This window comes from Micromonospora sp. RP3T (assembly GCF_003027925.1).
Classification (GTDB): Bacteria; Actinomycetota; Actinomycetes; order Mycobacteriales; family Micromonosporaceae; genus Micromonospora.
The window spans coordinates 21882-45922 of record NZ_PYPS01000001.1 but is presented as its reverse complement, the minus strand read 5'-3'; the positions used below and the strand labels follow the sequence as shown (position 1 = coordinate 45922).

Genomic DNA, 24041 nt, shown 5'->3' with positions numbered 1-24041 from the left:
CGCCCGGAGGTGGGGCGGGTGGGGCGGGAAGCGCTCGACGGGCCCGTTCGTGGGGATCGCGATAGGCTGACCGGGTGGATCGTGCCGAACTGTCCATCACCGTGCACCGGACGGGTGACGAAGCCGTGCTTCGCCTGGCCGGTGAGATCGACATGCTCACGGCCGCCCAGCTCTCCACGGTGGTCAACGAGGTGCTGGCGGATCCGCCGCCGCGCATCGTGCTCGACCTGGGCGGCGTCACCTTCTGCGACTCACAGGGCCTCGGCACGCTCGTGGTGCTCAGCCGCAAGGCCAGCCACGCCCAGTGCGTGCTGATGCTGAGCAACGTCGGCGACTTCCTGCTCCGCGTCCTCGACATCACCGGCCTCCGCAGCGCCCTGATGATCCGCTGACCCGACTCAGGTGATCGGGACGTCGCGGCGGCGGAAGGTTTGCAGGCCGGCCAGGGTCAGGGCGACGGCCAGGGCGGTGAGCAGGAACAGCGGGGTGGGGGTCCAGGTGGCGCGCAGCACCTGGGGGGTGTGCGTGAACGGGGACAGGTCCAGCAGCCACTGGTTCAGGTTCAGCACCGCGCCGAGCTGACCGAGCAGCACGCAGAGCGCCAGCACCGCCCACGCGGCCGACGCGAACCGGGGCAGCAGTCCGTGCAGCAGCACGGCCAGCCCGGCCAGCACCCAGGCCGCCGGCGCCTGGGCCAGCCCGGCGCCGAGCATCCGGCCCACCTGCCGGGGCACGTCGCCCACACTGAAGCCGTACGTCAGGCCGGTGGCCAGGCCGGTCACCGCGAGCACCACCACCGGGCCGAGCAGCGCAAACGCCACGTGTGAAAGCAGCCACGTCGAGCGGCGCGTGCCGGTGGCGAGCACCGGTTCGGCGCGCCCGGCGGACTCCTCCGCGCGCATCCGCAACGCCGCCTGGATGCCGTACCCGGCGGCGGCCAGCCCGGCCAGGCTGAGCGTGGCGCCCAGGTAGGCGTCCGCCAGCCCGGACGCCCCGCCGATCCGGGCCATGATCTCCTCCAGCCGCGGGTTCCCCTCCACCGAGCGGCCGGCCGCCTCGGCGGCGCCGCCCAGGATCAGCCCGAGCAGGCCGAACCCGACCGACCACCAGAGGAGCTGCCCCCGGTGCAGCCGCCAGGCCAGGCCGACCGGGCCGGACAGCGCCCCGTCGTCGGTGGCCGGCCCGAGGCGAGGCGGCAGCAGGCCCGCGCCGAGGTCGCGGCGGACCGAGACCGGGTACGCGAGCGCGGACAGCAGCACCGTGGCGACCAACGGCAGCAGCAGCACCAGCCACCGGTCCCCCTCGTACGCCCGTACCCGGGCCGCCCAGCCCAGCGGCGACAGCCAGCTCGGCCAGTCGTCGCCGGCGGTGTCCCCGACCAGGCGCAGCCCGAACGCGGCGCCGAGGCCGGCGAGGCCGATGCCCCGCGCCCCGCCGGCCGTCTCGGTGAGCTGCGCGGCCAGCCCGCCGAGCGTGGCGAAGACCATCCCGGTGAGCGCCGCGGCCAGGCCGTACGCGTACGAGCCGGCCGCCGGCAGCCCGGTCGAGGCGAGCCCGGCGGCGGTGAGCAGCCCGAGCAGCAGGTCGGCGGCGTACGTGACGAGCAGCGCGGCGGTCAGCCCGGCGTACCGGCCGAGCACGCTGCCGCCGAGCAGCTCCCGCCGGCCGGCCTCCTCCTCGGTGCGGGTGTGCCGGATCACCGTGAGCAGGCTGGCCAGCGCCACGATCACCAGCAGGAACCCGCTGCGCTGGGCGGTCAGCGCGCCGACGCTGTCGCCGTAGACCGGGCCGAGCAGCGCGACGATGGACGGGTTGCGGGCGGTCCCCTCGGTGTACGCGGCCCGCTCGGCGGCGGTGGGGAACAGCTCGAAGAAGCTGGTCGCGTACGACATCGGCAGCACGGCGAGGACCAGCACCCAGAGCGGCAGCAGGACGCGGTCCCGGCGCAGGATCAGCCGGGCCAGGTGCCGGGTCCCGGTGAGCGCGCTCATGAGGCGACCTTTTCCGGGGCGGTCTCGTAGTGCCGCAGGAACAGCTCCTCAAGTGTCGGCGGGGTGCTGACCAGGCTGCGGACGCCCAGCTCGGTGAGGCGGCGCAGCGCGGCGTCCAGCGCGGCGGCGTCCACGTCGAAGCGCACCCGGTGCCCGTCCACCCGCAGGTCGTGCACGCCGGGCAGGTCGGCCAGCCCGTCGAGCGGGGCGGTGACCTCGGCGTCGATCGCGGTGCGGTGCAGGTGGCGCAGGTCGCCGAGCGTGCCGGACTCCACCGCGCGGCCGGCCCGGATGATGGTGACCCGGTCGCAGAGCGCCTCCACCTCGGCCAGGATGTGGCTGGAGAGCAGCACGGTGCGGCCGTCGTGGCGGGCCCGGCGGACCCAGTGCTGGAACACCTCCTCCATCAGCGGGTCGAGCCCGGAGGTCGGCTCGTCGAGGATGAGCAGTTCGACGTCGGAGGCGAGCGCGGCCACCAGGCCGACCTTCTGCCGGTTGCCCTTGGAGTAGGTCCGGCCCTTCTTCCGCGGGTCCAGCTCGAACGACTCCAGCAGCTCGGCGCGGCGCCTCGGGTCGAGCCCGCCGCGCATCCGGCCGAGCAGGTCGATCACCTCACCGCCGCTGAGGTTGGGCCAGAGCGTGACGTCGCCGGGCACGTACGCGAGGCGGCGGTGCAGGGCCACGGCGTCCCGCCAGGGGTCGCCGCCCAGCAGTCGGGCGGCTCCCGCGTCCGCCCGCAGCAGACCGAGCAGCACCCGGATGGTGGTCGACTTGCCGGAGCCGTTGGGGCCGAGGAAGCCGTGCACCTCACCGGCGCGGACGCTCAGGTCGAGCCCGTCGAGCGCCCGGGTCCGGCCGAACGTCTTCACCAGGCCGGACACCTCAATGGTGTTTTCCATACTTCGGAAGTTACGCTCGTTTCAGAAACTTGTGAAGACTGTAGGGTCACAGTGTGAGTGTCGAGGAGCCGACCATGACCGGGCTGTCCCACCACGACGACGAAGAGGTCCACCTCTTCGTCGAGCGGATGGCCATGGCCTTCGCCGACGTGGGCTTCCCCCGGATGGCCGCCCGGGTCCTGTTCACCGTGATGAGCGCCGACGACCCGCTGACCGCCGCCGAGATCGCCGACCGGCTGGGCGTCAGCGCGGCGGCCGTGAGCGGCGCGGTCCGCTACCTCACCCAGTTCGCCATGCTGGTCCGCGAACCGGTCAAGGGCTCCCGGCGCGACCGCTACCGGATGCCGGACAACCCCTGGTACGAGGCGACCATCACCAAGACCAACCTCTACAAGAACTTCATCGACATCGCCGGGGGTGGCGTCGACGCGTTGCGCGGGCGGAGCACGCCGGCCGGGGAACGCGTCGCCGAGATGCGGGACTTCTTCCTCTTCGTACAGGAAGAGGTGGAGTCGCTCGGCGACCGGTGGCGGGCCCGGCGTGCCGCGACCGGGCACGGCGGCCCGGCCGGCGGCTGACCGCTCAGCGGGTGTTGCCCCAGCGGGCCTGCTCCAGCAGGTCGGCCGCCCGCTCCCGGGCCGCCGGGTCGTCGTCGGCGCGCAACAGCGCGGTCGCGGTGTCCACCGCCTCGGCGAGGCGACGCCACTGGAGGTCCCGCTCCCGCACCAGGTCCGACTGGGCGGCGAGCTGCCGGGTCTTCACCCACAGCTCGACGAAGACGGTCACCTTGGCCCGCAGCACCCACGGATCGAACGGCTTGGTCAGGTAGTCGACCGCACCGACCGCGTAGCCGCGCAGCGCGAGCTGGGCGTCCTTGTCCGCCGCGGTGAGGAAGATGATCGGTACGTGCCGGGTGCGCTCCCGCCGCTTGATGTGGGTGGCGGTCTCGAAGCCGTCCATGTCCGGCATCTGGGCGTCGAGCAGGATCACCGCGAAGTCGTCCACCAGCAACTGCTTGAGCGCGGCCTCACCGCTCTCCACCGCGACCGACTGCACCGGGAGCCCCTGGAGGATGGCCTCCAACGCCATCAGGTTCTCCCGCCGGTCGTCCACCAGCAGGGCCTTGGCCGTCTGCGTCACGCGTTCTCCTCGCCTCTGCTGCGGCCGATCCAGGACGCCATCAGCCCGATCAGCTCGTCCAGGTCCACCGGCTTGGTGATGTAGTCGCTGCCGCCGGCCGCGAGCGCCGACTCCCGGTCGCCGGGCATCGCCTTCGCGGTCAGGAACACGATCGGCAGGTCCGCGAACCGGTGGTTACGACGGATCTGCGCGGTCGTCTCGTAGCCGTCCTGATCCGGCATCATCGCGTCCATCAGCACGATGTCCACCTCCGGATGCTCGGCGAGCTGGCGCACCCCGTCCACCCCGTTGTCCGAGTACAACACGGTCATCCCGTGCAGTTCCAACGCGGAGGTCAGCGCGAACACGTTCCGGACGTCGTCGTCGATGATCAGCACGGTCACGCCGTCCAGCCGGCGGGTCGCCGGTGTCTCCTGCGGCTGCGGCAGCTCCATCGGCATGAGCAGCGACGACGACAGGCCCGCGCGGCTCGGCGACGGCGGCGCGGGCGCCACCACCGCGTCCGGCGCCAGCACATCCGGTACGAAGAGCGTGAACGTCGAGCCCTGGCCGGGCGCGGACGACACGGTGATCGTGCCACCGAGCAGGCGGGCCAGGTCCCGGCTGATCGACAGGCCCAGCCCGGTCCCGCCGTAGCGCCGGCTGGTGGTGCCGTCGGCCTGCTGGAACGCCTCGAAGATCAGCGAGAGCTTGTCGTCCGAGACGCCGATCCCGGTGTCGATGACGGTGAACGCGATGACCCGCTGGGCGTTGGTCAGCGCCGGCACGTCGAAGACCGCGTTCTCGGCGGCCGGCCCGATGCGCAACGTCACCGCCCCGTTGTCGGTGAACTTCACCGCGTTCGACAGCAGGTTGCGCAGGATCTGCTGCAACCGCTGGGCGTCGGTGACCAGGGCCGGCGGCAGCTCCCGACTCACCCGGACCTGGAAGTCGAGCCCCTTCTCCTCGGCCTGCGGCGCGAACGCCTGCTCGACGTAGCTGCGGATCTCGGCAAACTGGATCTCGGCCGGCTCCACGTCCATCCGGCCCGCCTCGATCTTGGAGAGGTCCAGGATGTCGTCGATCAGCGACAGCAGGTCGGACCCGGCCCCGTGGATGGTCCGGGCGAACTCGATCTGCTTCGCGCTGAGGTTCCGCTCCGGGTTCTCCGCCAGCAGCCGCGCCAGCAACAGCAGCGAGTTCAGCGGCGTCCGCAGCTCGTGGCTCATGTTGGCCAGGAACTCCGACTTGTACGCCGACGCGCGGGTGAGCTGCTGCGCCTTCTCCTCCAGGCCGAGCCGGGCCAGCTCGATCTCCCGGTTCTGCGTCTCGATGTTGGCCTTCTGCTCCGACAGCAGCTTCGCCTTGTCCTCCAGCTCGGCGTTGGTGCGCTGCAACTCCGCCGACTGGTCCTGCATCTCGTGCGCCAGCCGCTGCGACTGCGCCAGCAGCTCCTCCGTACGCCGGTTGGCCTGGATGGTGTTGACCGCGACGCCGATGGTCAGCACCAGCCGCTCCAGGAACGACAGGTGCAGCTCGGAGAAGGTGGTCACGCCGGCGAACTCGATCACGCCGAGCAGCTCCCCCTCGAACAGCACCGGCAGCACCACCAGGTCGGCCGGGGGCGTGTCGGCCAGCCCGGAGCGGACCACCAGCCGGCCGCCCGGCTGCGCCTTGACCCGGATGGTGCGCCGGGACAGCGCGGCCTGCCCGACCAGCCCCTCGCCGGGGCCGAACGTGACGTCGTGGCCCCGGGCCACGTAGCCGTAGGAGGCGGTGAGCCGCAGTCGCATGCTGCCCTCGGAGCTGTCCGCCAGGAAGAACGCGCCGAGCTGCGCGTCGACAAGCGGGGTCACCTCCATCATGATCATGCGACAGACCTCGCCCAGGTCCCGCTGGCCCTGGAGCAGGCCACCGATGCGGGCCAGGTTGGAGTCGAGCCAGCCCTGCTCGGCGTTCTTCTTGGTCGTCTCCCGGAGGGTGACGATCATCTGGTTGATGTTGTCCTTCAGCTCGGCGACCTCGCCCTGCGCCTTCACGTTGATCCGCTGCGTCAGGTCGCCACGGGTCACCGACGTGGAGACCTGCGCGATGGCGCGGAGCTGCGTGGTCAGCGTCGAGGCGAGCTGGTTGACGTTCTCGGTGAGGTCGCGCCAGGTGCCGGAGACGCCCTTCACCTGCGCCTGACCACCAAGCTTGCCCTCGGTGCCCACCTCACGCGCCACCCGGGTCACCTCGTCGGCGAACGAGGAGAGCTGGTCCACCATCGTGTTCACGGTGTTCTTCAGCTCCAGGATCTCGCCCTGCGCGTCCACCGTGATCTTCTGACCCAGGTCGCCCCGCGCCACCGCCGTGGTCACCGACGCGATGTTGCGGACCTGACTGGTCAGGTTCGACCCCATCGAGTTCACGTTGTCGGTCAGGTCCCGCCACGTGCCGGAGACGCCCTTCACCTGCGCCTGACCACCAAGCTTGCCCTCGGTGCCCACCTCACGCGCCACCCGGGTCACCTCGTCCGCGAACGAGGAGAGCTGGTCCACCATCGTGTTCACAGTGGACTTCAGCTCCAGGATCTCCCCCTGCGCGTCCACCGTGATCTTCTGCGACAGGTCGCCCTTGGCGACCGCAGTGGAGACCTGGGCGATGTTCCGCACCTGGGCGGTCAGGTTGGACGCCATCGAGTTCACGTTGTCGGTGAGGTCCCGCCAGGTGCCGGCCACGCCGCGTACCTGGGCCTGACCGCCGAGCTTGCCCTCGGTGCCCACCTCGCGCGCCACCCGCGTCACCTCGTCCGCGAACGACGAGAGCTGGTCCACCATCGTGTTCACCGTGGACTTCAGCTCCAGGATCTCGCCCCGGGCGTCCACGGTGATCTTCTGCGACAGGTCGCCCTTCGCCACCGCCGTGGTCACCGACGCGATGTTGCGGACCTGACTGGTCAGGTTCGACGCCATCGAGTTCACGTTGTCGGTCAGGTCCCGCCACGTGCCGGAGACGCCCTTCACCTGCGCCTGACCACCAAGCTTGCCCTCGGTGCCCACCTCACGCGCCACCCGGGTCACCTCGTCGGCGAACGACGAGAGCTGGTCCACCATCGTGTTCACGGTGTTCTTCAGCTCCAGGATCTCGCCCTGCGCGTCCACCGTGATCTTCTGGCCCAGGTCGCCCTTCGCCACCGCTGTCGACACCTGGGAGATGTTCCGGACCTGGCTGGTCAGGTTGCCGGCGAGCTGGTTGACGTTCTCGGTGAGGTCGCGCCAGGTGCCGGAGACACCGCGTACCTGGGCCTGGCCGCCGAGCTTGCCCTCGATGCCGACCTCGCGGGCCACCCGCGTAACCTCGTCGGCGAACGACGAGAGCTGGTCCACCATCGTGTTCACGGTGTCCTTCAGCTCCAGGATCTCGCCCTGCGCCGCCACCGTGATCTTCTGACTGAGGTCGCCCTTCGCCACCGCCGTGGAGACCTGGGCGATGTTGCGGACCTGGGAGGTCAGGTTCGACGCCATCGAGTTGACGTTGTCGGTCAGGTCCTTCCAGGTGCCGGCCACGCCCGGCACCTGCGCCTGCCCGCCCAGCTTGCCCTCGGTGCCCACCTCACGCGCCACCCGCGTCACCTGCTCGGCGAACAGCCGCAGCGTGTCGGTGAGCGAGTTCATGGTGTCCGCCAGCTCGGCCACCTCGCCGCGCGCGCCGACGGTGATCTTCTGCGACAGGTCGCCCTTCGCCACCGCGGTCGCCACCTGGGAGATCGACCGCACCTGGCCGGTCAGGTTCGACGCCATGGTGTTCACCGAGTCGGTGAGGTCCTTCCAGGTGCCGGCGACGCCTCGCACGTCGGCCTGGCCGCCCAGCTTGCCCTCGGTGCCCACCTCCCGGGCCACCCGCGTCACCTCGTCGGCGAACGACGAGAGCTGGTCGACCATGGTGTTCACGGTCCGGCCGATCCGCAGGTACTCACCGCGCAGCGGACGCCCGTCGATCTCCAACGCCATGTGCTGGGACAGGTCGCCGTCGGCCACCGCCACGATGACCCGGGCGATCTCGGTGGCCGGCCGGCCCAGGTCGTCGATCAGCGAGTTGACCGCCCGCTGCCCCTCCGCCCAGGAACCCTCCAGGCCCTCGTCGTCGAGGCGCTCGGTCAGCCGGCCGTCCCGGCCGACGATCCGGCTGATCCGGCGCAGGTCCAGCTGCTGCCGTTCCTGGAGCGACACCACGTCGTTGAACGCGTCGGCCACCTCGCCGGAGCGCCCCGCCCGTCGCGGCAGGCGGACCCGGAGGTCGCCGCGAGCCACCCGCTGCAACGCCTCGACCAGCTCGCCGAGGAGCACCTCGTGGTCGGTGGCGGACGGATCCGCGCTCACCGACTGTTTCGCCGTGGTCATCATTCCTCGCTCAGCTCGGGGCCCACCGGCTCGTGCCGACACGCGGCCATCCCATCATTCTGCCGCGCGATCCGTCGAGGTCACGGCGGGCTCGGGGCGCGTCACGGACGGTATCCGCCCGAGTTTCCGGGTTCGGCCGAGGCGCTTGGCACCCGGGGCGGCGGCGGTAGAGGATACGGAGGTGTCAGCGGAGGCAGGGCCGGCCCTGAGCGGCGGCGCGGACGAGCACGTCCGTCGCGTCCGCCTCCCCGCCGACCGGCGCACCCCCGCGGCGGCCCGGGCGCTGGTGCGGGCCATGCTCCTCGAAGCCGACCTGCCCGAACTGCTCAACGAGGCACTGCTGCTCACCACCGAGCTGACCACCAACGCGGTCGAGCACGCCCGCACCGAACTGGACATCGAGGTCGAGGCCGACCCCGCCGGGTTCACCGTCACCGTCACCGACTTCGCCTCCGGCCCGGTCGACGAACTGGTCGTCGGCGTGCGCAACACCACCGCCGACATCACCGAGGTGGCCGCGCGCGGTCGTGGCCTGCTGCTCGTCGACCACTTCGCCAGCCGGTGGGGTACCACGTACCTCCCCACCGGCAAGGGCGTCTGGTTCCGCCTGGACCGGCCCGGTCGGGGCGGGCCCGCCCGGCTGTCCGCCGCACCGGCCCGGGCCGGCACGGAACGCCCGGACCAGGGCACGCCGAGCGCCGCGGCGATGAGCGAACTGATGCAGACCACCCCCGACGCGTACGCCGACGATCCGCTGCCCGAGTTCGCCGCCGGGCTGCTGACCCGGGTGGGCGAGATGGTGGGCGCGGCCGGCGGCACGGTCCGACTCGACCGCGGGGACGGGCTGGGCACCCAGGTGTTCGCCCGCTACGGCCGGGCCCCCCGGGAGGGCAACGAGCTGCTGCGCGTCCCACTCGCCGTGCACCGCCCGTACGCCGGCGAGCTGGAGCTGGACGCGGCGCCCTCGGCGTACGCCCGGCCGCTCGCGGTGCTGGCCGCCGAGCGGCTGTCGCTGCACCTGGAGAACGACCGGCTGCGTCGCGCCGACGTCCGTCGGTCCGCCTGGCTGACCTTCCTCGCCGAGGCGAGCGAGCTGCTCGCCCAGTCGCTCGACGTCGAGCTGACCATGGCGCTCGTGCCGCAGCTCGTGGTGCCCCGGCTCGGTCGGTGGTGCGCGGTGCACACCACCGACGAATGGGGGCGGCTGCGTCTCGCCGCGTCCAGCCACGCCGACGAGGCGATGTTGCCCCACCTGCACCGGGTCCTCGCCGAGACCGGCCCGGACTCGATCCAGTCCCGGCTGCGCGAGGCGTCCCGCAGCCAGACGCAGGTGCCGCTGGGCGGGCCGATGGAGGGCTTCGCCGTCCCGTTGATCGCCCGCGGGCAGCGGCTCGGCACGCTCGCCGTGGGCCGGCACCAGCGGCACCGGCACGACCCCGACGAGGTCTCGGTGCTGGAGGACGTGGCCCGGCGTGCCGCGCTGGCCATCGAGAACGCCCGCATCCACGCCGAGCGCCGCCGGGTCGCGCAGACGCTCCAGCAGTCGCTGCTGCCGCCGGTGCTGCCGGTGGTCGAGGGCATCGGTTTCGCCGCCGAGTACGTCCCGACCGGCGACGACGCCGAGGTCGGCGGCGACTTCTACGACGTGGTGCCGCTGCCGGACGGTCGCTGGCTGGTGGTGGTCGGGGACGTCTCCGGCAAGGGCGTGCAGGCCGCCGCCGTGACCGGCCTGGTCCGCGACGTGATCCGGGTGCTGGTGGGCGACGGCAAGCCGCTGCCGGAGGTGCTCGGCCGACTCAACGAGACGCTCGTCGAGCGGGGCGGCGGGCGCTACTGCACGCTCGCGCTGGCGGCGGTCACGCCCGGCGACGGTGACCTGCTCGACGTCTCCCTGCACCTGGCCGGCCACGACCGGCCGGTGCTGCTGCACGGCGGTGGCGGCGCGACGTTCGTCGGCGCCAGCGGCACCGCGCTCGGCCTGCTCGACGCCATCACCACCCCGACGGCCGAGCTGGCGCTCAAGCCGGGCGACGCGCTCATCTTCTACACCGACGGGGTGACCGAGCGGCGGCGCGGCCGGGAGCTGTTCGGCACCGAGCGGCTACGTGAGTCCGCGGCGCCGCTGGCCGGCTATTCCGCCGACGTGGTCGCCGCCCGCCTGCGCGCCGCCACCATCGCGTTCTCCGCCGAGCCTCCGCGCGACGACATCGCCGTCCTGGTGCTCCGCAACGACATCCCCTGACCGCCCACGCGGCTCGGGTCAGAGGCCGCCGGGAAGGCGGCCGGGGGCCAGTCGACGGTGCGGATCCAGGTGCGCCTTGGCGCTGCGCAGTCGCGGCAGCGCGGGCAGCTCGCCCCAGAGGTCGACGCTGCGGCGCACCGGGGCCGGCGCCGCCACCACCACGCACCGCCCCTGCCGGGCGATCAGCACGTCGCGGACCGCGGTGAGGATCGAGGCGACCCGCTCCGGCGACAACCCACCGGGCAGGGCGGCGTAGGCGGAGCCGATCCCGGCGGAGCCACGCACCGGCATCGAGGCGCCGGCGGCGTCGCGCAGCGCGTAGACCGCGGAGTGCAGGTCCGTGGCCGGCACGTCGATGCGCAGCGCCGTGTCGCCCGGGGCGAACGGGTAGCGCCCCCACCACTCGGGTGCCTGGTGGTTGACCACGGCCCCACCGCCGAGCACGGCGGTCAGTCGCTCGGCGCGTCCCGCCACGTCGGACGGGCCGCCCTCCAGCAGCACCACCAGGCTGCCCACCGCGGGCCGCCCGGTCACCGCCGGATGGTCGGGACGGCCGGCCACCGAGGGATGGCTGGCGGGGATCCGGCGGCGGGGCAGGGGGACCGGCACCGGCACGTCCAGCTCGACGGCGGCCGGGTCGACCCCGGCGGCGTGCACCGCACGGACCAGGTCGGGCAGCTCCAACGGCGACCAGAGCGGGCGGGACACCCAGACCCGGTCGGCCGGCGCCGCGTGCACCCGCATGGTGGCCGAGACCAGCACGCCGAGGCCGCCCTGCGAGCCGCAGAGCAGCCGGGCCACGTCCAGCCCCGGCAGGTCGCCGCGCCCGAGGACCGCGTCACCGCCACCGGCGGAACCGGCGGCGAACAGACCGTCGAAGCCACCCGTCGGGGCCGCGCGTTCGAGGCGTGCCGTGCCGGACTCGCCGACGCTGACCAGCTCGCCGTCGGCGTCGAGGTAACGCACGCCGACGAGTTGTGCGCACGGGCTGCCGTGCCGGTGGCGCAACGGGCCGGCCTCGTCGGCGGCGAGCACCCCGCCCAGCGTCGCCCCCGGCGAGGGCGCGTCGACCGGGAGCCGCCGGCCGGTGCGGCCCAACGTGGCCTGGACCGCCCGCAGCGGCGTGCCGGCACCGATCTCGGCCACCGCGGCGTCCCTCGGCTCGTGCCAGACGCCGGCCAGCCGGCCGGTGTCGAGCATGATGTCGACCCGGCCCGGGGCGGCACCCCAGTCGATCTTCGTGCCGGCGCCGCGCGGCACCACGGTCAGGTCGTGCGCCGCCGCCAGCCGGAGCACCTCGGCGGCGGCACGCGGGCCGCCCGGCACGGCCACCCAGCGGGCGGTGCGGCCGGCCACCTCGTCGGCCGGGCCGGCGAAACGGGCGAACGGACGGCCGCAGATCTCGGCCAGCTTCCGGGTGATCTCGAGGGCTCCGGGTCGGTCGGTGGAACGCGCAGCAGCCGCCATGGCGGCAATCGTACACATGTTCGAAAACGCTGGCGGCGCGTCGCGGGCTCCGCGCGGCGCGGAGCCCGGCGGCGGTCCGCCGACCGGTAACGTGACGCCGTGACCACGACCCCACAGCCCACGGCGAAGCGCGTTCCGGCCGAGCGGACCCACCACGGTGACACCGTCGTCGACGAGTACGCCTGGCTCGCCGCCAAGGACGACCCGGAGACGATCGCCTACCTGGAGGCCGAGAACGCCTACACCGAGGCGCGCACCGCGCACCTGGCCGGGCTGCGGGCCGAGCTGTTCGAGGAGACGCGCCGACGCACCCAGGAGACCGACCTGTCGGTGCCGACCCGCAAGGACGGCCACTGGTACTACACCCGCACGGTCGAGGGGCAGCAGTACGGCGTGCGCTGCCGGCGTGCCGTCCGCCCCGGTGAGACCACGCCCCCGGTCAGCGCGGACGGCGCCCCACTCGACGGCGAGGAGGTGCTGCTCGACGGCAACCAGCTCGCCGAGGGGCACGACTTTCTCTCGCTCGGCGCGTTCGACGTGAGCCCGGACGGTCGCTGGCTGGCCTACTCCACCGACTTCTCCGGCGACGAGCGGTTCACGCTGCGGATCAAGGACCTGTCCACCGGTGAGCTGCTGCCCGACGAGGTGCCCGACACGTTCTACGGCACGGCGTGGTCCGGCGACGCCTCCACGCTGTTCTACGTCACTGTGGACGACGCCTGGCGGCCGAACCGGGTGTGGCGGCACACCGTCGGCACCGGCCCGGACGAGGACGTGGTGGTCCACCAGGAGGACGACGAGCGGTTCTGGGTGGGCGTCGAACTGACCCGCTCCGAGCGCTTCGTGCTCATCGACATCCACAGCAAGATCACCAGCGAGGTCCGGGTCATCCCGGCGGCCAACCCCACCGGCGAGCCGGCGATCGTGGCCCCGCGGCGACAGGGCGTCGAGTACGCGGTCGAGCACCATGGCCACCGCTTCCTGATCCTGCACAACGACGGCGCGGAGGACTTCGCGCTGGCGTACACCTCGGCCGACGCGCCGGGCGACTGGACGCCGCTGATCCCGCACACGCCGGGCACCCGGCTGGAGTCGGTCGACGCGTTCGAGAACCATCTCGTGGTCTCGCTGCGCAGCAACGGGCTCACCGGGCTGCGGGTGGTGCCGGTCGGCAGCGACGACAGCTGGGACATCGACTTTCCCGAGCCGATCTACAGCGTCGGGCTGGACGCGAACCCGGAATACCGCACCGGCGCGATCCGGCTGCGCTACGCCTCACTGGTCACGCCCGAGTCGATCTACGACTACGACCTGGCCGGCCACGAGCTGACGCTGCTGCGACGCAAGCCGGTACGCCCCGGCCCGGACGGGCGGGCGTACGACCCGGCCGACTACGAGCAGCACCGGGACTGGGCACTGGCCGACGACGGCACCCGGGTGCCGATCTCGCTGGTCTGCCGCCGGGACACCCCGCGCGACGGTTCCGCGCCGGCGGTCATCTACGGCTACGGCTCGTACGAGGCCAGCATGGACCCGTGGTTCTCGATCGCCCGGCTGAGCCTGCTCGACCGCGGCGTCGTCTTCGCGGTCGCGCACATCCGCGGCGGTGGCGAACTGGGCCGCCGCTGGTACGACGAGGGCAAGCTGCTGGCCAAGAAGAACACGTTCACCGACTTCGTGGCCTGCGCCCGGCACCTGGTCAAGGCCGGCTGGACGGCGAGCGACCGGCTGGTCGCCCGGGGCGCCTCGGCCGGTGGCCTGCTGATGGGCGCGGTGGCCAACCTGGCCCCGGACGCGTTCGCCGGGATCGTCGCGCAGGTGCCGTTCGTGGACGCGCTCTCCTCGATCCTCGACCCGTCGCTGCCGCTGACGGTCACCGAGTGGGAGGAGTGGGGCAACCCGCTGGACGACCCCGAGGTCTACGCGTACATGAAGTCGTACACCCCGTACGAGAACGTGACGTCGGCCGACTACCCGGCGATCCTGGCGGTGACCAGCCTCAACGACACCCGGGTGCTCTACCACGAGCCGGCCAAGTGGATCGCCCGCCTGCGCGCCCTCGCCCCGCAGGGCGACTACCTGCTCAAGACCGAGATGGGCGCCGGCCACGGCGGGCCCAGCGGCCGGTACGACTCCTGGCGCGAGGAGGCGTTCGTCAACGCGTGGACGCTGGACCGCCTCGGCCGCGCGTAAGGAGGGGGCCCTTCTTGACGCCTTCTGCATAGGCCGGGCCCCTTCTTGACACCTGCCGGTGAGGAAGGGGCCCTCAGCGCCGCGGACAGCACGTGCGGTCGAGCCCGGCCCTAGACTGCCCGGGTGAGCGGGGAAGATCAGCCGGTGGCGCGACGCGGGCCGACCTGGCTGATCCTCGCGGTCGTCGCCGCCGCGCTGGTGGTCTGCTGCTGCTCGACCGCGATCGGCCTGGCCGTCGCCGGCCCCGCCGGCCTGCTCGGCCGCTGACCTCGCCGGCTCAGGTGGTGCGCAGCTCCTCCACCGAGGTGGCGGCGCGCAGGAAGAGCAGGCCGGCCACGACCGTGACCAACGCCGCCGCCAGCCCACCCGCCGCGAACCAGGCGAGCTGCTCCCACGGTACGTCCGGCGTGACCGTCACCTTCGGCACCCATTCGGTACGCGGCTCGCCGCCGTTCGTGCCGCACCCCGGTGTGCCGGCGGCGCAGACCTGCTGCACGAAGCCGCCGCCACTGGGAGCCGGCATCAGGCCGGCGACCAGCAGGTAGCCGACGGCCAGCGCGAGCCCGATCGCCGGCACCGCCGGGGCGAGCGCCGCCCAGAGCAGCGATCGACCGATGGTGGCGCGGGGCACGCCGGTGGCCACCTGGGCCGCGTACGCCCGCCGTCGGCTGGTGATGCCCTCGACCACGGCCACCAGCAGCCCACCCGCAGCGATCGCCATGGCCACCGCGACGGCCAGGTCGACCAGGTCCATCGCGCCGACATAGAAGTCCGGGTTGGACAGGCCGCCGCCGGTGCGACGGAACAGTTCCGCCTCGGCCTGGAAGTCGGCCCGTACCCCGGCGGCCCCGGCCCCGAAGATCAGCGCGGCCAGCAGCGCGGCGAAGGTGCGGCTGCCGGCCCAGGGGTCGGCGGTGAGCCGGCGCGCGGCGAGCAGCGCGGCCGGACCGCGCCCGTGGCGGTGCAGCAGCCGCCCGGTGGTGTACGAGATCCAGCCGGTGCCCGACACCACGCCGATCATGGCGGTCAGCCCGCCGAGCGTCAGCAGCAGCGGCACCACCGAGTCGGGCGGCGCCTGGTCGCGCCGCTCGTACCACAGCCCGATCGGCCGGATCGCGGCGAACGACGCCAACGCGACCAGGATGAGCAGGCCCGGCCATGGCCACGGCACCCGCGTGCGGACCCGGCGTACCACGCCGAACGGGGTGGTGGTGACGCGGCGCAGCAGCAACGCGCTGGTCAGCGCGGCGACCAACGGCAGGCCGAGCACCACGGCGGCCACGGCGCCCGGACCGGGGTGCACGTCGGTGGGCAGCGGCAGCCGCCCTTCGGCGTCCGGCCGGTGCAGCAGGCGACGGCCGACCTCGAACACGGCCAGGCCGGTGCCGGTGCCGAGCAGGCTCGCCATCCCGGTCTCGGCGACCGCGAGCCCGGTGACCTGGCCCGGGGTGGCCCCGGCCAGCCGCAGCGCGGCCAGCCGCCGGTCGCGCCCCGGCGCACCGAGGCGGGCGCACTGCCCGGCCAGCCCGAGCACCGGCACGCAGAGCAGCAGCAACGCGAACGCCACGCCGGGCCGCAGGCCGGGCTCGCGCAGCAGCCCGTTGGTGTACTGCTCGGACTCCGTCCAGTCGTGACCGGGCGGTTTCGTCACCGCCAGCACGGTCAGCGCGGCCAGCCCGGCCAGCGTCGCCAGCGCGGCGCTCAACCCGGTCAGTGCCACCCGCGCGCCGTCGGTGCGGGTGCCGGCCAGCGCGAGCCGCAGCAGCGTGCCCGGCCTCACCGCGTGCCGCCCGGCAACGCCGGATCGAGACCCAGCCCGCTGTGGTCGACCATGCCGTCGCGCAGGCTGACCTCCCGGTCGGCGTACCCGGCGATCCGCGGCTCGTGCGTGATCAGCACGACCGTGGTGCGTTGCTCCCGGGCCAGCCGGACCAACTGGGTGAGCACCTGCTCGCCGGCGAGCGTGTCGAGCGCGCCGGTGGGCTCGTCGGCGAAGAGCACCCGCGGCTCGGTGACCAGCGCCCGGGACAGCGCGCAGCGCTGCTGCTGCCCGCCGGACATCTCGCCGGGTCGGACGTCGGCGACCTCGGCCACGCCGAGCCGGTCCAGCCAGGTGAGCGCCGCCGTCCGCGCCGCCCGTCGTCCCGTGCCGGCGAGAAGCAGCGGAAGCGCGACGTTCTCCGCCGCGGTCAGCTCGGCGACGAGTTGACCGAACTGGAACAGCACCCCGAACTCGGTACGGCGCAGCCGGGAGCGGGCCGACTCCGACCACGTGTCGATCCGCTCCCCCCGCCAGGTCACCTGGCCCGCGTCGGGGCGCAGGATGCCGGCCAGGCAGTGCAGCAGCGTGGACTTGCCGCAGCCGCTCGGACCGGTCACCGCGAGGATCTCGCCCTCGGCCACGTCGAGCGTCACGCCGCGCAGCGCCGGTGTCGGACCGTACGCCCGGACCACGCCGCGTGCTTCCAGGAACGTCACGAGTGCACCTCCCGGTGCCAGTCGGCGACCCGGTCCAGGGTGGTGTGCAGCCACCGCAGGTCCGCGTCGAGGTGAGCGATGGCGAAGTCGGCGGCGACCACCTCGTCGAGGTGGGCACCGGGGGCGGTCTTGACAGCGGTCAGCTCGCGCAGCCGTGCGGTGTGCGCCCGGCGCTGGGCGATGAGGTAGGCGCGGGCCTGGTCGGCGTCGGCCACCAGCAACGCGACCACCACCTTGGCGAAGAGCGTGCTGGCCACGTACGGCATCGGTGGCTCGACGGTGGCCAGCCACGCCTCGAGCGTGGCCCGTCCGTCGTCGGTGAGCGCGTAGGCGGTGCGGTCCGGGCCGCCCTCCCGGCCCTGGCCGGCCGGCGTCACCAGGCCGTCCCGGTGCAGCCGGGCCAGTGTGGCGTAGACCTGGCCGAAGGCCAGCGGCCGGGCCCGGGGCAGCCGCTCGTCGTGGGCGCGCTTCAGCTCGTAGCCGTGGCGTGGGCCGGCGGCGAGCAGCCCGAGCAGAACGTGCTGAGTGGACACGGCATCACTATTCGCTGAGCGAATAGCAGTGTCAAGAGCGGCCCGTGTCGGCCCGGGCCGACACGGGCCGGTCGGTTCAGCGACTCCAGGCCGGGTCGCGCCCGGTCCGGCCCAGCAGCGCGTCCACCGTGCCCGGGGCCGCGTCGGTCGGCACCGGCGCGGCGAACACACCCATCCGCTGACCCATGTCGCCCCGCTCGTCCAGGAACTCGTGCAGGGCCGCCACCACCGACGGGTCCATGGTGAACTCCTGGTCGGTGGCGCGAGCCAGGTCCCAGCCGTGCACGGTGAGATCGATCAGGGCCATCGACCCGATCGTCTTCTGGGGCACGCCCATGCCCGCCGAGACGCCCTCCAGCACGGCCGGATCCGACCACGTCTCGATCAGCCGCGCCGCCTCCTTCGGGAACCGGTCCCGCCAGCCGCTGGTCAGATGATCGGTCCGGACCGACCAGTCGACCTCCTCGCGCCGGGCCAGCGCCTCGAAGTTGACCACCACGTCGAACAGGTGGTTGAGCAGGTCACGCACCGTGTAGTCACGGCACGGCGTGGGTCGGTCGAGGTGGTCGTCGGAGATGCCGCGCACCACCGCCACCGTGCCCGGCTCGGTGAGGGCCAGCAGCTCACTAGTTTTCGTACTCATAGGACCCAGGGTATGAGGGCGGTCTTGAAGAATTGCGACACGAACCGGCCAACGCGTTGCGCTGCGTGGCTGCGGCCGGCACCGTCGAGGTCACCGCGAACCGCCTTTGCTCTGCAGCCACAGAGGCATCAGGCACGGAAGGTGACGACGCCGGCCCGATCGTCGCAGCATCACTCGGCGCGCAAGCCCTGCTCAAGACCGAGCTGCGTCGGTGGCTGCAGAGCAAAGGCGGCGGAAGCCCTCATCCACCGCCCGAGGCGACGGACACCGTCAGCAACCACGCCGACAACTACGGTGAGTGGTCGACCGGGAGTCAGCGGCGGCGGACCGCCACCACCGCGACATCGTCGTGGATCTCCGGCGGCGCCAGCTCGATCAGCAGCCGCTGGCAGAACTGGTCGAGGTCGTCGTCCACCCGGGTGGCCACCACGGCGAGCGCGGCCATCCCGTCGTCGATGGTGGCGTCCCGACGCTCGATCAGCCCGTCGGTGTAGAGGACGAGCGTGGCGCCGGCCGGCAGCACGAATTCCAGGTCGGGCGGGCGGGGGGCGCGCACGCCGAGCAACGCCGCGGACTGCGAGACGAACTCGACCCGCCCGTCCCGACTCAACAGCGCCGGCAGGTGCCCGGCACTGGCCATTCGGATCAGCCCGGTGCCCGGGTGGAGCAGCAGGACGCAGATGGTGGCCAGCTCGGTCGGCAGCAGCGTCCGCATCAGCTCGTTGACCCGGTCCAGGATCACGCCCGGCTGGTGCCCCTCGACCGCGTACGCCCGGACCGCGTGCCGCAGCTCGGCCATCACGGTGGCGGCGTGCAGCGAGTGCCCGGCCACGTCGCCGATCGCCACCAGCAGGTGCCCGTCGAGCATCACCAGCTCGTAGAAGTCCCCGCCCACCTCGGTCTGGGCGCTCGCCGGCTCGTAGCGGACGGCCAGGTCCAGGCCGGCCACCTCGGGCAGCCGCCGCGGCAGCAGGCTGCGCTGGAGCGTCACCGCGATCCGATGCTCCTCGTCGAAGGAGCGCTGCGCCTCCACCGCCGACGCCACCGCCTGGGCGAGCTGCACCAGCACCGGCGTGCGCACGGTCTGGGTGGCGGTCGGCACCACCACGTAGAGCGGGGCCCGGTCCTCCCGCAGCCGCGAGGCGGCCACGGTCACCGTGTCCCCCTCCGGCCAGTCGGTCAACGGCCAGTTGCCCGGCTGATCCACCCACACCCGGGTGCCGATCGGCACGCCGGTGTCGTCCACCACCCACGGCACGATCCCGGCCGGCGTGTGCGGGTCGGCGGCCACGCCAGCCAGGCAGTCCCCGTCGAACGTCTCGGCGACCACCGCAGCCGGCGACCGGAAGATCCGCGCGGCGCCGGACGCGGCGGCCTCCAGCAGCCGGACGAAGTTCGGCGACGCGTGCATCTCCACCGTGGCGTCGGCCAGCGCGGCCAACCGCTCGGCGAGCTGCTCGGCCCGCCGCCGGGCCTGGTAGTAGCGCAGCACCGCGTGCGCGGTGGCGACCAGTTCCTCCGGCTCGATCGGCTCGGCCAGGTACGCGTCCGCGCCCCGGGTGAGCCCCTGCGCCCGGTCGACCACGTCCACCGCGTGCGCGGAGACGTGGATGACCGGCACGGACGGATGCGCCTCCTTGATCCGCTCGCAGACCTCGAAGCCGCTCATGTCCGGCAGGCGCACGTCGAGCACCACCAGGTCGACCGGCTCCCGGGCCACCCGCTCCAGCGCCGCCGTGCCGTTCTCGGCCTCCACGGTCACGAACCCGGCCCGGGTGAGCCAGTTCACCAGCAGGTAACGCTTCGGGCCGCTGTCGTCGACCACCAGCACCGTCGCCGGCCCGCCCTCCACCGTCACGCTCCGCCCACGGGTAGGACCACGGTGAATGTGCTGCCCCGGCCCGCTTCGCTGGTCAGCTTCAGCGTGCCGCCGAGCAGGGCGACCAGCCGCCGGGCGTACGGCAGTCCGAGGCCGGTGCCGCCGACCCGGGTCGTGCCCGGCACCTGGTAGAACTCCTCGAAGATCCGTTCGTGCAACTCGGGCGGGATGCCGACGCCGGTGTCGGTGACCGCGAGCGACCACACCTCGTCCCGGCGCTCGGCGCGCAGCCGCACCTCGCCCCGCTCGGTGAACTTCAGGCCGTTGTGCAACAGGTTGCGCAGCACCTGGGCGAGCAGCACCTCGTCCGAGCGGACCGTCGCCGGGGCCGGCGGCTCCTCCACCACCAGCTCCACCTCGGGCCGGGTGGCCAACGCCCGCAGCGTGCCGCGCAGCTGCCCGAACACGGCCCGCAGGTCGACCTCGGACCAGTCCGGCTCGATCCGGCCCGACTCGGCCTTCGCCAGATCGAGCAGCTCGTTCACCAGGGCCAGCAGGTCACCCGCGGAGGACCGGATCAGCCCCACCTGGCGGGCCTGCTCGCCGGTCAGCGGGTCGGACGCGGAGTCGGCCAGCAGCCGCCCCAGACCGATGATCGCGGTGACCGGGGCCCGCAGCTCGTGACTCACGTTGGCCAGGAACCGGCTCTTCGACTCGCTGGCGGCCCGCAACTGGGCGGACTTCTCGTCCAACTCGGCGTAGAGCGCCACCACGCCACGGTTGGTCTCCTCCAGCTCCTCGGTGAGCTGGTTGTAGAGCGCCATCACGCCCTGGTTGGTCTCCTGGAGCTCGGCGTTGAGCACCGCCAGCTCGTCCCGCTGCGAGCGCACCTCGTCGAGCGCGGCGATGAGCTGCGCGTTCTGTGCGGCCAACTCGTCCAGCGCGGAACCCGGAGCGCGTTCCGCCAGCTCGGCGCGGAGCTGGTCGGCGCGTTCCGGCGTCAGCTCCTCGGCGTGGTCCGGTACTCGTCGGGACATCCTCACGACGGTAACGCCCTCGACCGACATCACCCGCAACGAGTCCACGAGACGAGCGACCGCGCCGGACCGCGGCTCGTACCGGCCGCCGGGGAACGGACGGACCGGCGACAGGTCCACCCGCAGCTCCGCCCGACCGGCCGGGCCGGCCCGGTCGACGGCGAACGTGACGTCGGCGCCGGCCACCCCGTGCAGCAGTTCCCGCGCCACCTCGCTGAGCGCGGTGGCGATCCGGACCTGGTCCTGGTGCTCCAGCCCGATCGCCGCGGCCACCTCCCGGCCCCGCTGCCGGACCAGGAAGATGTCCTGCTCGACCCGGAGCGCCAGGTGCAGGAGCGGTTCGCTGCGCTCACGGCCCTCGCTCCGCTCGCTGCGCTCACTCATGCCGTGCCGGCCGGGCGACCAGGACGCAGGCGTCGTCACGGCGGATCCCGGCGTCGCGGAGCAACGCGGCGGCGGCCAGCAGCGGCGGGCGGGCGACCAGTCCGGGGTAGTCGTCCAGGTCCCAGCGGTCCACCACGCCGTCGCTGTGCATCACCAGCGTCGCGCCGGGCGGGAACGGGTAGTCGTACCCACGAACCGTGGGGCGCTGGTGCCCGGCGATGCCCGGCAGCGACACCAGGCCGCGCCGCCGCTCGCCGGTGGTCACGATCATGGCGGCGATGTTGCCCAGGCCGGCGTAGTGCAGTTGCCCGGTCCCGGCATCGGGCTCGGCCACCGCGAGCGCCGCGCCACGGGTGTGCGAGATGGCGGCGTGCAGGTGCCGCACCACGGTGTCCGGCGGGCCGGCCGGGGCCGAACGGAACGCGGCGACCGCGGCACCGGTGGCGGCGGCGGCGAGCGGGCCGTGCCCCAGCCCGTCGCAGACCAGCACCTGCCGCCGGCCCTCGACCAGCCGGACCGCGTACCCGTCGCCGCTGTCCTGCTCGCCGGTGATCGGCCGGGCCAACCCGCCGGCCCAGTCCGGCGCCGGTGGCGGACCGTCCCAGAGCTGGGCGGTCAGGACCGTACCCCGGCCGGGTCGCGAGTAGGCGTCGAACCGGCTCGACTGGCGGGCGATCGCGCCGAGGCCGATGCCGAGCGTGCCGACCGTGGAGTGCCCGTCGGCCGAGGAGACCGTGAGATCGGCCATGCCCGGGCCCGAGTCGATGGCCACCAGCTCCACCCCGGCCCGCCCGTCCCGACGCGCCGGACGGAGCAGCAGGGCGCCCTCGCGGGCGTGCTTGACCAGGTTGCTGGTGATCTCGGCGGTGACGATGGCGAGGTCCGCGATGCGCTCCGTGCTGAGCCCGAGCTGCCGCCCGAGCCGCTCGGCCACCCGGCGTACGCCGCCGGCGGTGGCGCCGTTGTCGACCCGGAACCACACGCCGTGGTCGGGGACCACGTCGGTGCTCATCGCGACCACTTGGTGATGGTGATCTCCGTGCCCTCGCCGACGGCGGTCCGGATGTCGAAGTCGTCGACGAGCCGACGGGCGCCGCTGAGGCCGAGGCCCAGCCCGCCGCCGGTGGTGTAGCCGTCGGTGAGGGCCAGGTCGAGGTCGGGAATGCCCGGGCCCTGGTCGGCGAAGACGATCCGGACGCCGCGCCGACGGCCGTCGGAGACGGTGGTCACCTCGGCGCTGCCCCCGCCGCCGTAGATCAGCGTGTTGCGGGCCAGCTCGCTGGCGGCGGTGACCAGCTTGGTCTGGTCGACCAGGGAGAGCCGGACCGCGACCGCGGTGGTCCGTACCAACTGCCGGACCCGCACCACGTCCTCGTCGCTACGGATCGCCTGCGTCGCCGGCACCCCCAGGTCGACGCCCGTGGTCATGGCGTCGCCGTCTCGGTGTCCTCGTCGTCGACGAGGACCGCGTCCCAGTCGTCGGCGCGACTCGCCGCGATCAGCTCCATGCCGCGCTCGACGTTCAGCGCCGTCCGGATGCCGTTGAGCGACAGTCCCAGCTCGACCAGCGTGATGGCGACCGCGGGACGCATCCCGACCACCACCGTCTCGGCGTCCAGCACCTTCGAGATGGACGCGATGGTGGAGAGCATCCGGCCGACGAAGGAGTCGACGATGTCCAGCGCCGTGATGTCGATGATGACGCCGTGGCAGCCGGTGGCGACGATCCGCTCGGCCAGGTCCTCCTGGAGCTGGACCGCCGTCTGGTCGGACATGTCGACCAGGATGGAGACCAGCAGGATGTCGCCGATCTTGAGGATCGGCACCCGCTCCATCACGACTCCCGGCGGGCGCGGCGGGCGGTGGTCTCGACCCCGGTCAGGCGCAGCACGTGACGGAGCGCGTCGGCCAGGCTCGCCTTGGTGGCGATGTCGCCGAACTCGATGCCGAGCGCGACGATCGTCTGGGCGATCTGCGGGCGGATGCCGGAGATGATGCAGTCGGCGCCCATCAGCCGGGCGGCCACCACGGTCTTGAGGATGTGCTGGGCGACCTGGGTGTCCACCGCCGGCACGCCGGTGATGTCGATGATCGCGTACGGCGAACCCGTGTCGACGAGTGTCTGGAGCAGGCGCTCCATCACCACCTGGGCACGGGCCGAGTCGAGTGTGCCGACCAGCGGGACGGCGACCACGCCCTCCCAGAGCTTGACCACCGGGGTGGAGAGCTCCAGCAACTGCTCCGCCTGGTCGGCGATCAGGCTCTCCCGGGCCCGGACGAACGTCTCGAAGGTGAACAGCCCCATCTGGTCGATCAGCGAGGAGAACGCGACGAAGTCGCGGAGCGTGTCCTCGCCCCGCTCCTGCTCCATCAACTCCAGCAGGGCGTCCTTGATCGCGAACACGCTGATCGCGGTCTCGGTGGCGCTGAATCCCTGGCGGGCCCGGTTGGTGGAGATCTCGGCGAGCACCGCCCGCAGCTCCCCGCCGTGCTCGTCGGCCAGGTCGCCGATGCCCTGCCGGCCGGCGTCGGCCACCGCGCGGTGCAGCTCCTGCACCTGGCGGGCCAGCTCGGCCCGGCTGAGCCGGCCGCGCAACGAGCCGGCGACGATCTCGATCCAGCGGTTGGTCAACCGGTCCTCGTGCTGACTCAGCAGTTCGGCGAGCCGACCGCCCTGCTCTGCGCCCAATGCCACGTTGACCTCCCAGATCTGGACGGGCGGACTCTATCACCGGGGGTTGCCGCACTACTTGCCACGGGACAAAGAAATGATCGACAGCACCTGTGCCGGCTCCCGTTCTGCGCGGCGCGGTCATTGTGGGATACCGTTCCCCCGAACACAGGAGGTCGACGA

Annotated in this window: 20 protein-coding genes; 5 read left to right on the top strand and 15 right to left on the bottom strand. The window is 73.1% G+C overall.

The window, feature by feature from the left end; all coding sequences use genetic code 11:
- Window positions 1-74: 74 nt before the first annotated feature.
- A complete protein-coding gene (locus tag C8054_RS00220) occupies window positions 75-392 on the top strand; it encodes an STAS domain-containing protein (protein WP_107154615.1) in 318 nt (105 codons plus the stop codon).
- Between the two features lie 6 nt (window positions 393-398).
- On the opposite strand, the gene C8054_RS00215 is transcribed toward C8054_RS00220, so the two are convergent.
- Window positions 399-1991, bottom strand: a complete 1593-nt coding sequence (locus tag C8054_RS00215) for an ABC transporter permease (protein ID WP_107154614.1) — start codon at window positions 1989-1991, stop codon at window positions 399-401.
- On the bottom strand, window positions 1988-2890 hold the full coding sequence (locus C8054_RS00210) for an ABC transporter ATP-binding protein (RefSeq protein WP_107154613.1): 903 nt from the start codon (window positions 2888-2890) through the stop codon (window positions 1988-1990). Before C8054_RS00210 ends, C8054_RS00215 begins: the two co-directional genes overlap by 4 nt.
- A gap of 53 nt (window positions 2891-2943) precedes the next feature.
- On the opposite strand from C8054_RS00210, the gene C8054_RS00205 reads away from it, so the two are divergent.
- Entirely contained in the window at window positions 2944-3468 is a 525-nt protein-coding gene (locus C8054_RS00205) for a GbsR/MarR family transcriptional regulator (RefSeq protein ID WP_233219408.1), read from the top strand.
- A 4-nt stretch (window positions 3469-3472) separates the two neighbouring features.
- Here the strand turns inward: C8054_RS00205 and C8054_RS00200 are convergent, their stop codons facing one another.
- The gene (locus tag C8054_RS00200) at window positions 3473-4030 is read right to left on the bottom strand and encodes a two-component system response regulator (RefSeq protein ID WP_107154611.1); all 558 of its coding nucleotides are present in this window, start codon (window positions 4028-4030) and stop codon (window positions 3473-3475) included.
- Window positions 4027-8391: a HAMP domain-containing protein gene (locus C8054_RS00195; protein ID WP_107154923.1), complete on the bottom strand. Its 4365-nt coding sequence runs from the start codon at window positions 8389-8391 to the stop codon at window positions 4027-4029. Before C8054_RS00195 ends, C8054_RS00200 begins: the two co-directional genes overlap by 4 nt.
- Before the next feature lie 181 nt (window positions 8392-8572).
- On the opposite strand from C8054_RS00195, the gene C8054_RS00190 reads away from it, so the two are divergent.
- Window positions 8573-10633: a SpoIIE family protein phosphatase gene (locus C8054_RS00190; RefSeq protein ID WP_107154610.1), complete on the top strand. Its 2061-nt coding sequence runs from the start codon at window positions 8573-8575 to the stop codon at window positions 10631-10633.
- Between the two features lie 18 nt (window positions 10634-10651).
- Here C8054_RS00190 and C8054_RS00185 read toward each other — a convergent pair whose 3' ends face one another.
- A complete protein-coding gene (locus tag C8054_RS00185) occupies window positions 10652-12100 on the bottom strand; it encodes an FAD-binding oxidoreductase (protein ID WP_233219407.1) in 1449 nt (482 codons plus the stop codon).
- Window positions 12101-12199: 99 nt separating this feature from the next.
- Here C8054_RS00185 and C8054_RS00180 point away from each other — a divergent pair, with 99 nt between their 5' ends.
- Both C8054_RS00180 and C8054_RS31895 read left to right on the top strand, forming a co-directional pair.
- Window positions 12200-14293: a S9 family peptidase gene (locus C8054_RS00180; protein WP_107154608.1), complete on the top strand. Its 2094-nt coding sequence runs from the start codon at window positions 12200-12202 to the stop codon at window positions 14291-14293.
- Between the two features lie 123 nt (window positions 14294-14416).
- Window positions 14417-14560: a hypothetical protein gene (locus C8054_RS31895; protein ID WP_158273771.1), complete on the top strand. Its 144-nt coding sequence runs from the start codon at window positions 14417-14419 to the stop codon at window positions 14558-14560.
- A gap of 10 nt (window positions 14561-14570) precedes the next feature.
- On the opposite strand, the gene C8054_RS00175 is transcribed toward C8054_RS31895, so the two are convergent.
- The 10 genes from C8054_RS00175 to C8054_RS00130 all read right to left on the bottom strand — a co-directional run bounded on the left by C8054_RS00175 (window position 14571) and on the right by C8054_RS00130 (window position 23882).
- On the bottom strand, window positions 14571-16073 hold the full coding sequence (locus C8054_RS00175) for an FtsX-like permease family protein (protein ID WP_107154607.1): 1503 nt from the start codon (window positions 16071-16073) through the stop codon (window positions 14571-14573).
- The gene (locus C8054_RS00170) at window positions 16070-16771 is read right to left on the bottom strand and encodes an ABC transporter ATP-binding protein (protein ID WP_107154606.1); all 702 of its coding nucleotides are present in this window, start codon (window positions 16769-16771) and stop codon (window positions 16070-16072) included. The genes C8054_RS00175 and C8054_RS00170 overlap by 4 nt, the downstream gene beginning before the upstream one ends.
- Window positions 16768-17304, bottom strand: a complete 537-nt coding sequence (locus C8054_RS00165) for a PadR family transcriptional regulator (protein ID WP_107154605.1) — start codon at window positions 17302-17304, stop codon at window positions 16768-16770. Before C8054_RS00165 ends, C8054_RS00170 begins: the two co-directional genes overlap by 4 nt.
- Window positions 17305-17380: 76 nt before the next feature.
- Window positions 17381-17947, bottom strand: a complete 567-nt coding sequence (locus C8054_RS00160) for a TIGR03086 family metal-binding protein (protein ID WP_107154604.1) — start codon at window positions 17945-17947, stop codon at window positions 17381-17383.
- Window positions 17948-18260: 313 nt separating this feature from the next.
- On the bottom strand, window positions 18261-19799 hold the full coding sequence (locus C8054_RS00155) for a SpoIIE family protein phosphatase (protein ID WP_107154603.1): 1539 nt from the start codon (window positions 19797-19799) through the stop codon (window positions 18261-18263).
- A 2-nt stretch (window positions 19800-19801) separates the two neighbouring features.
- Window positions 19802-21187, bottom strand: coding sequence for a sensor histidine kinase (locus C8054_RS00150; RefSeq protein WP_107154602.1), 1386 nt, complete (start codon window positions 21185-21187; stop codon window positions 19802-19804).
- Window positions 21180-22199, bottom strand: a complete 1020-nt coding sequence (locus C8054_RS00145) for a SpoIIE family protein phosphatase (RefSeq protein WP_107154922.1) — start codon at window positions 22197-22199, stop codon at window positions 21180-21182. The genes C8054_RS00150 and C8054_RS00145 overlap by 8 nt, the downstream gene beginning before the upstream one ends.
- Window positions 22196-22615 (bottom strand): ATP-binding protein, encoded by a 420-nt coding sequence (locus C8054_RS00140; protein ID WP_107154601.1) that lies wholly within the window; start codon window positions 22613-22615, stop codon window positions 22196-22198. Before C8054_RS00140 ends, C8054_RS00145 begins: the two co-directional genes overlap by 4 nt.
- A complete protein-coding gene (locus C8054_RS00135) occupies window positions 22612-23022 on the bottom strand; it encodes an STAS domain-containing protein (protein ID WP_107154600.1) in 411 nt (136 codons plus the stop codon). Before C8054_RS00135 ends, C8054_RS00140 begins: the two co-directional genes overlap by 4 nt.
- A complete protein-coding gene (locus C8054_RS00130) occupies window positions 23022-23882 on the bottom strand; it encodes an STAS domain-containing protein (protein WP_107154599.1) in 861 nt (286 codons plus the stop codon). Before C8054_RS00130 ends, C8054_RS00135 begins: the two co-directional genes overlap by 1 nt.
- Between the last annotated feature and the right edge of the window lie 159 nt (window positions 23883-24041).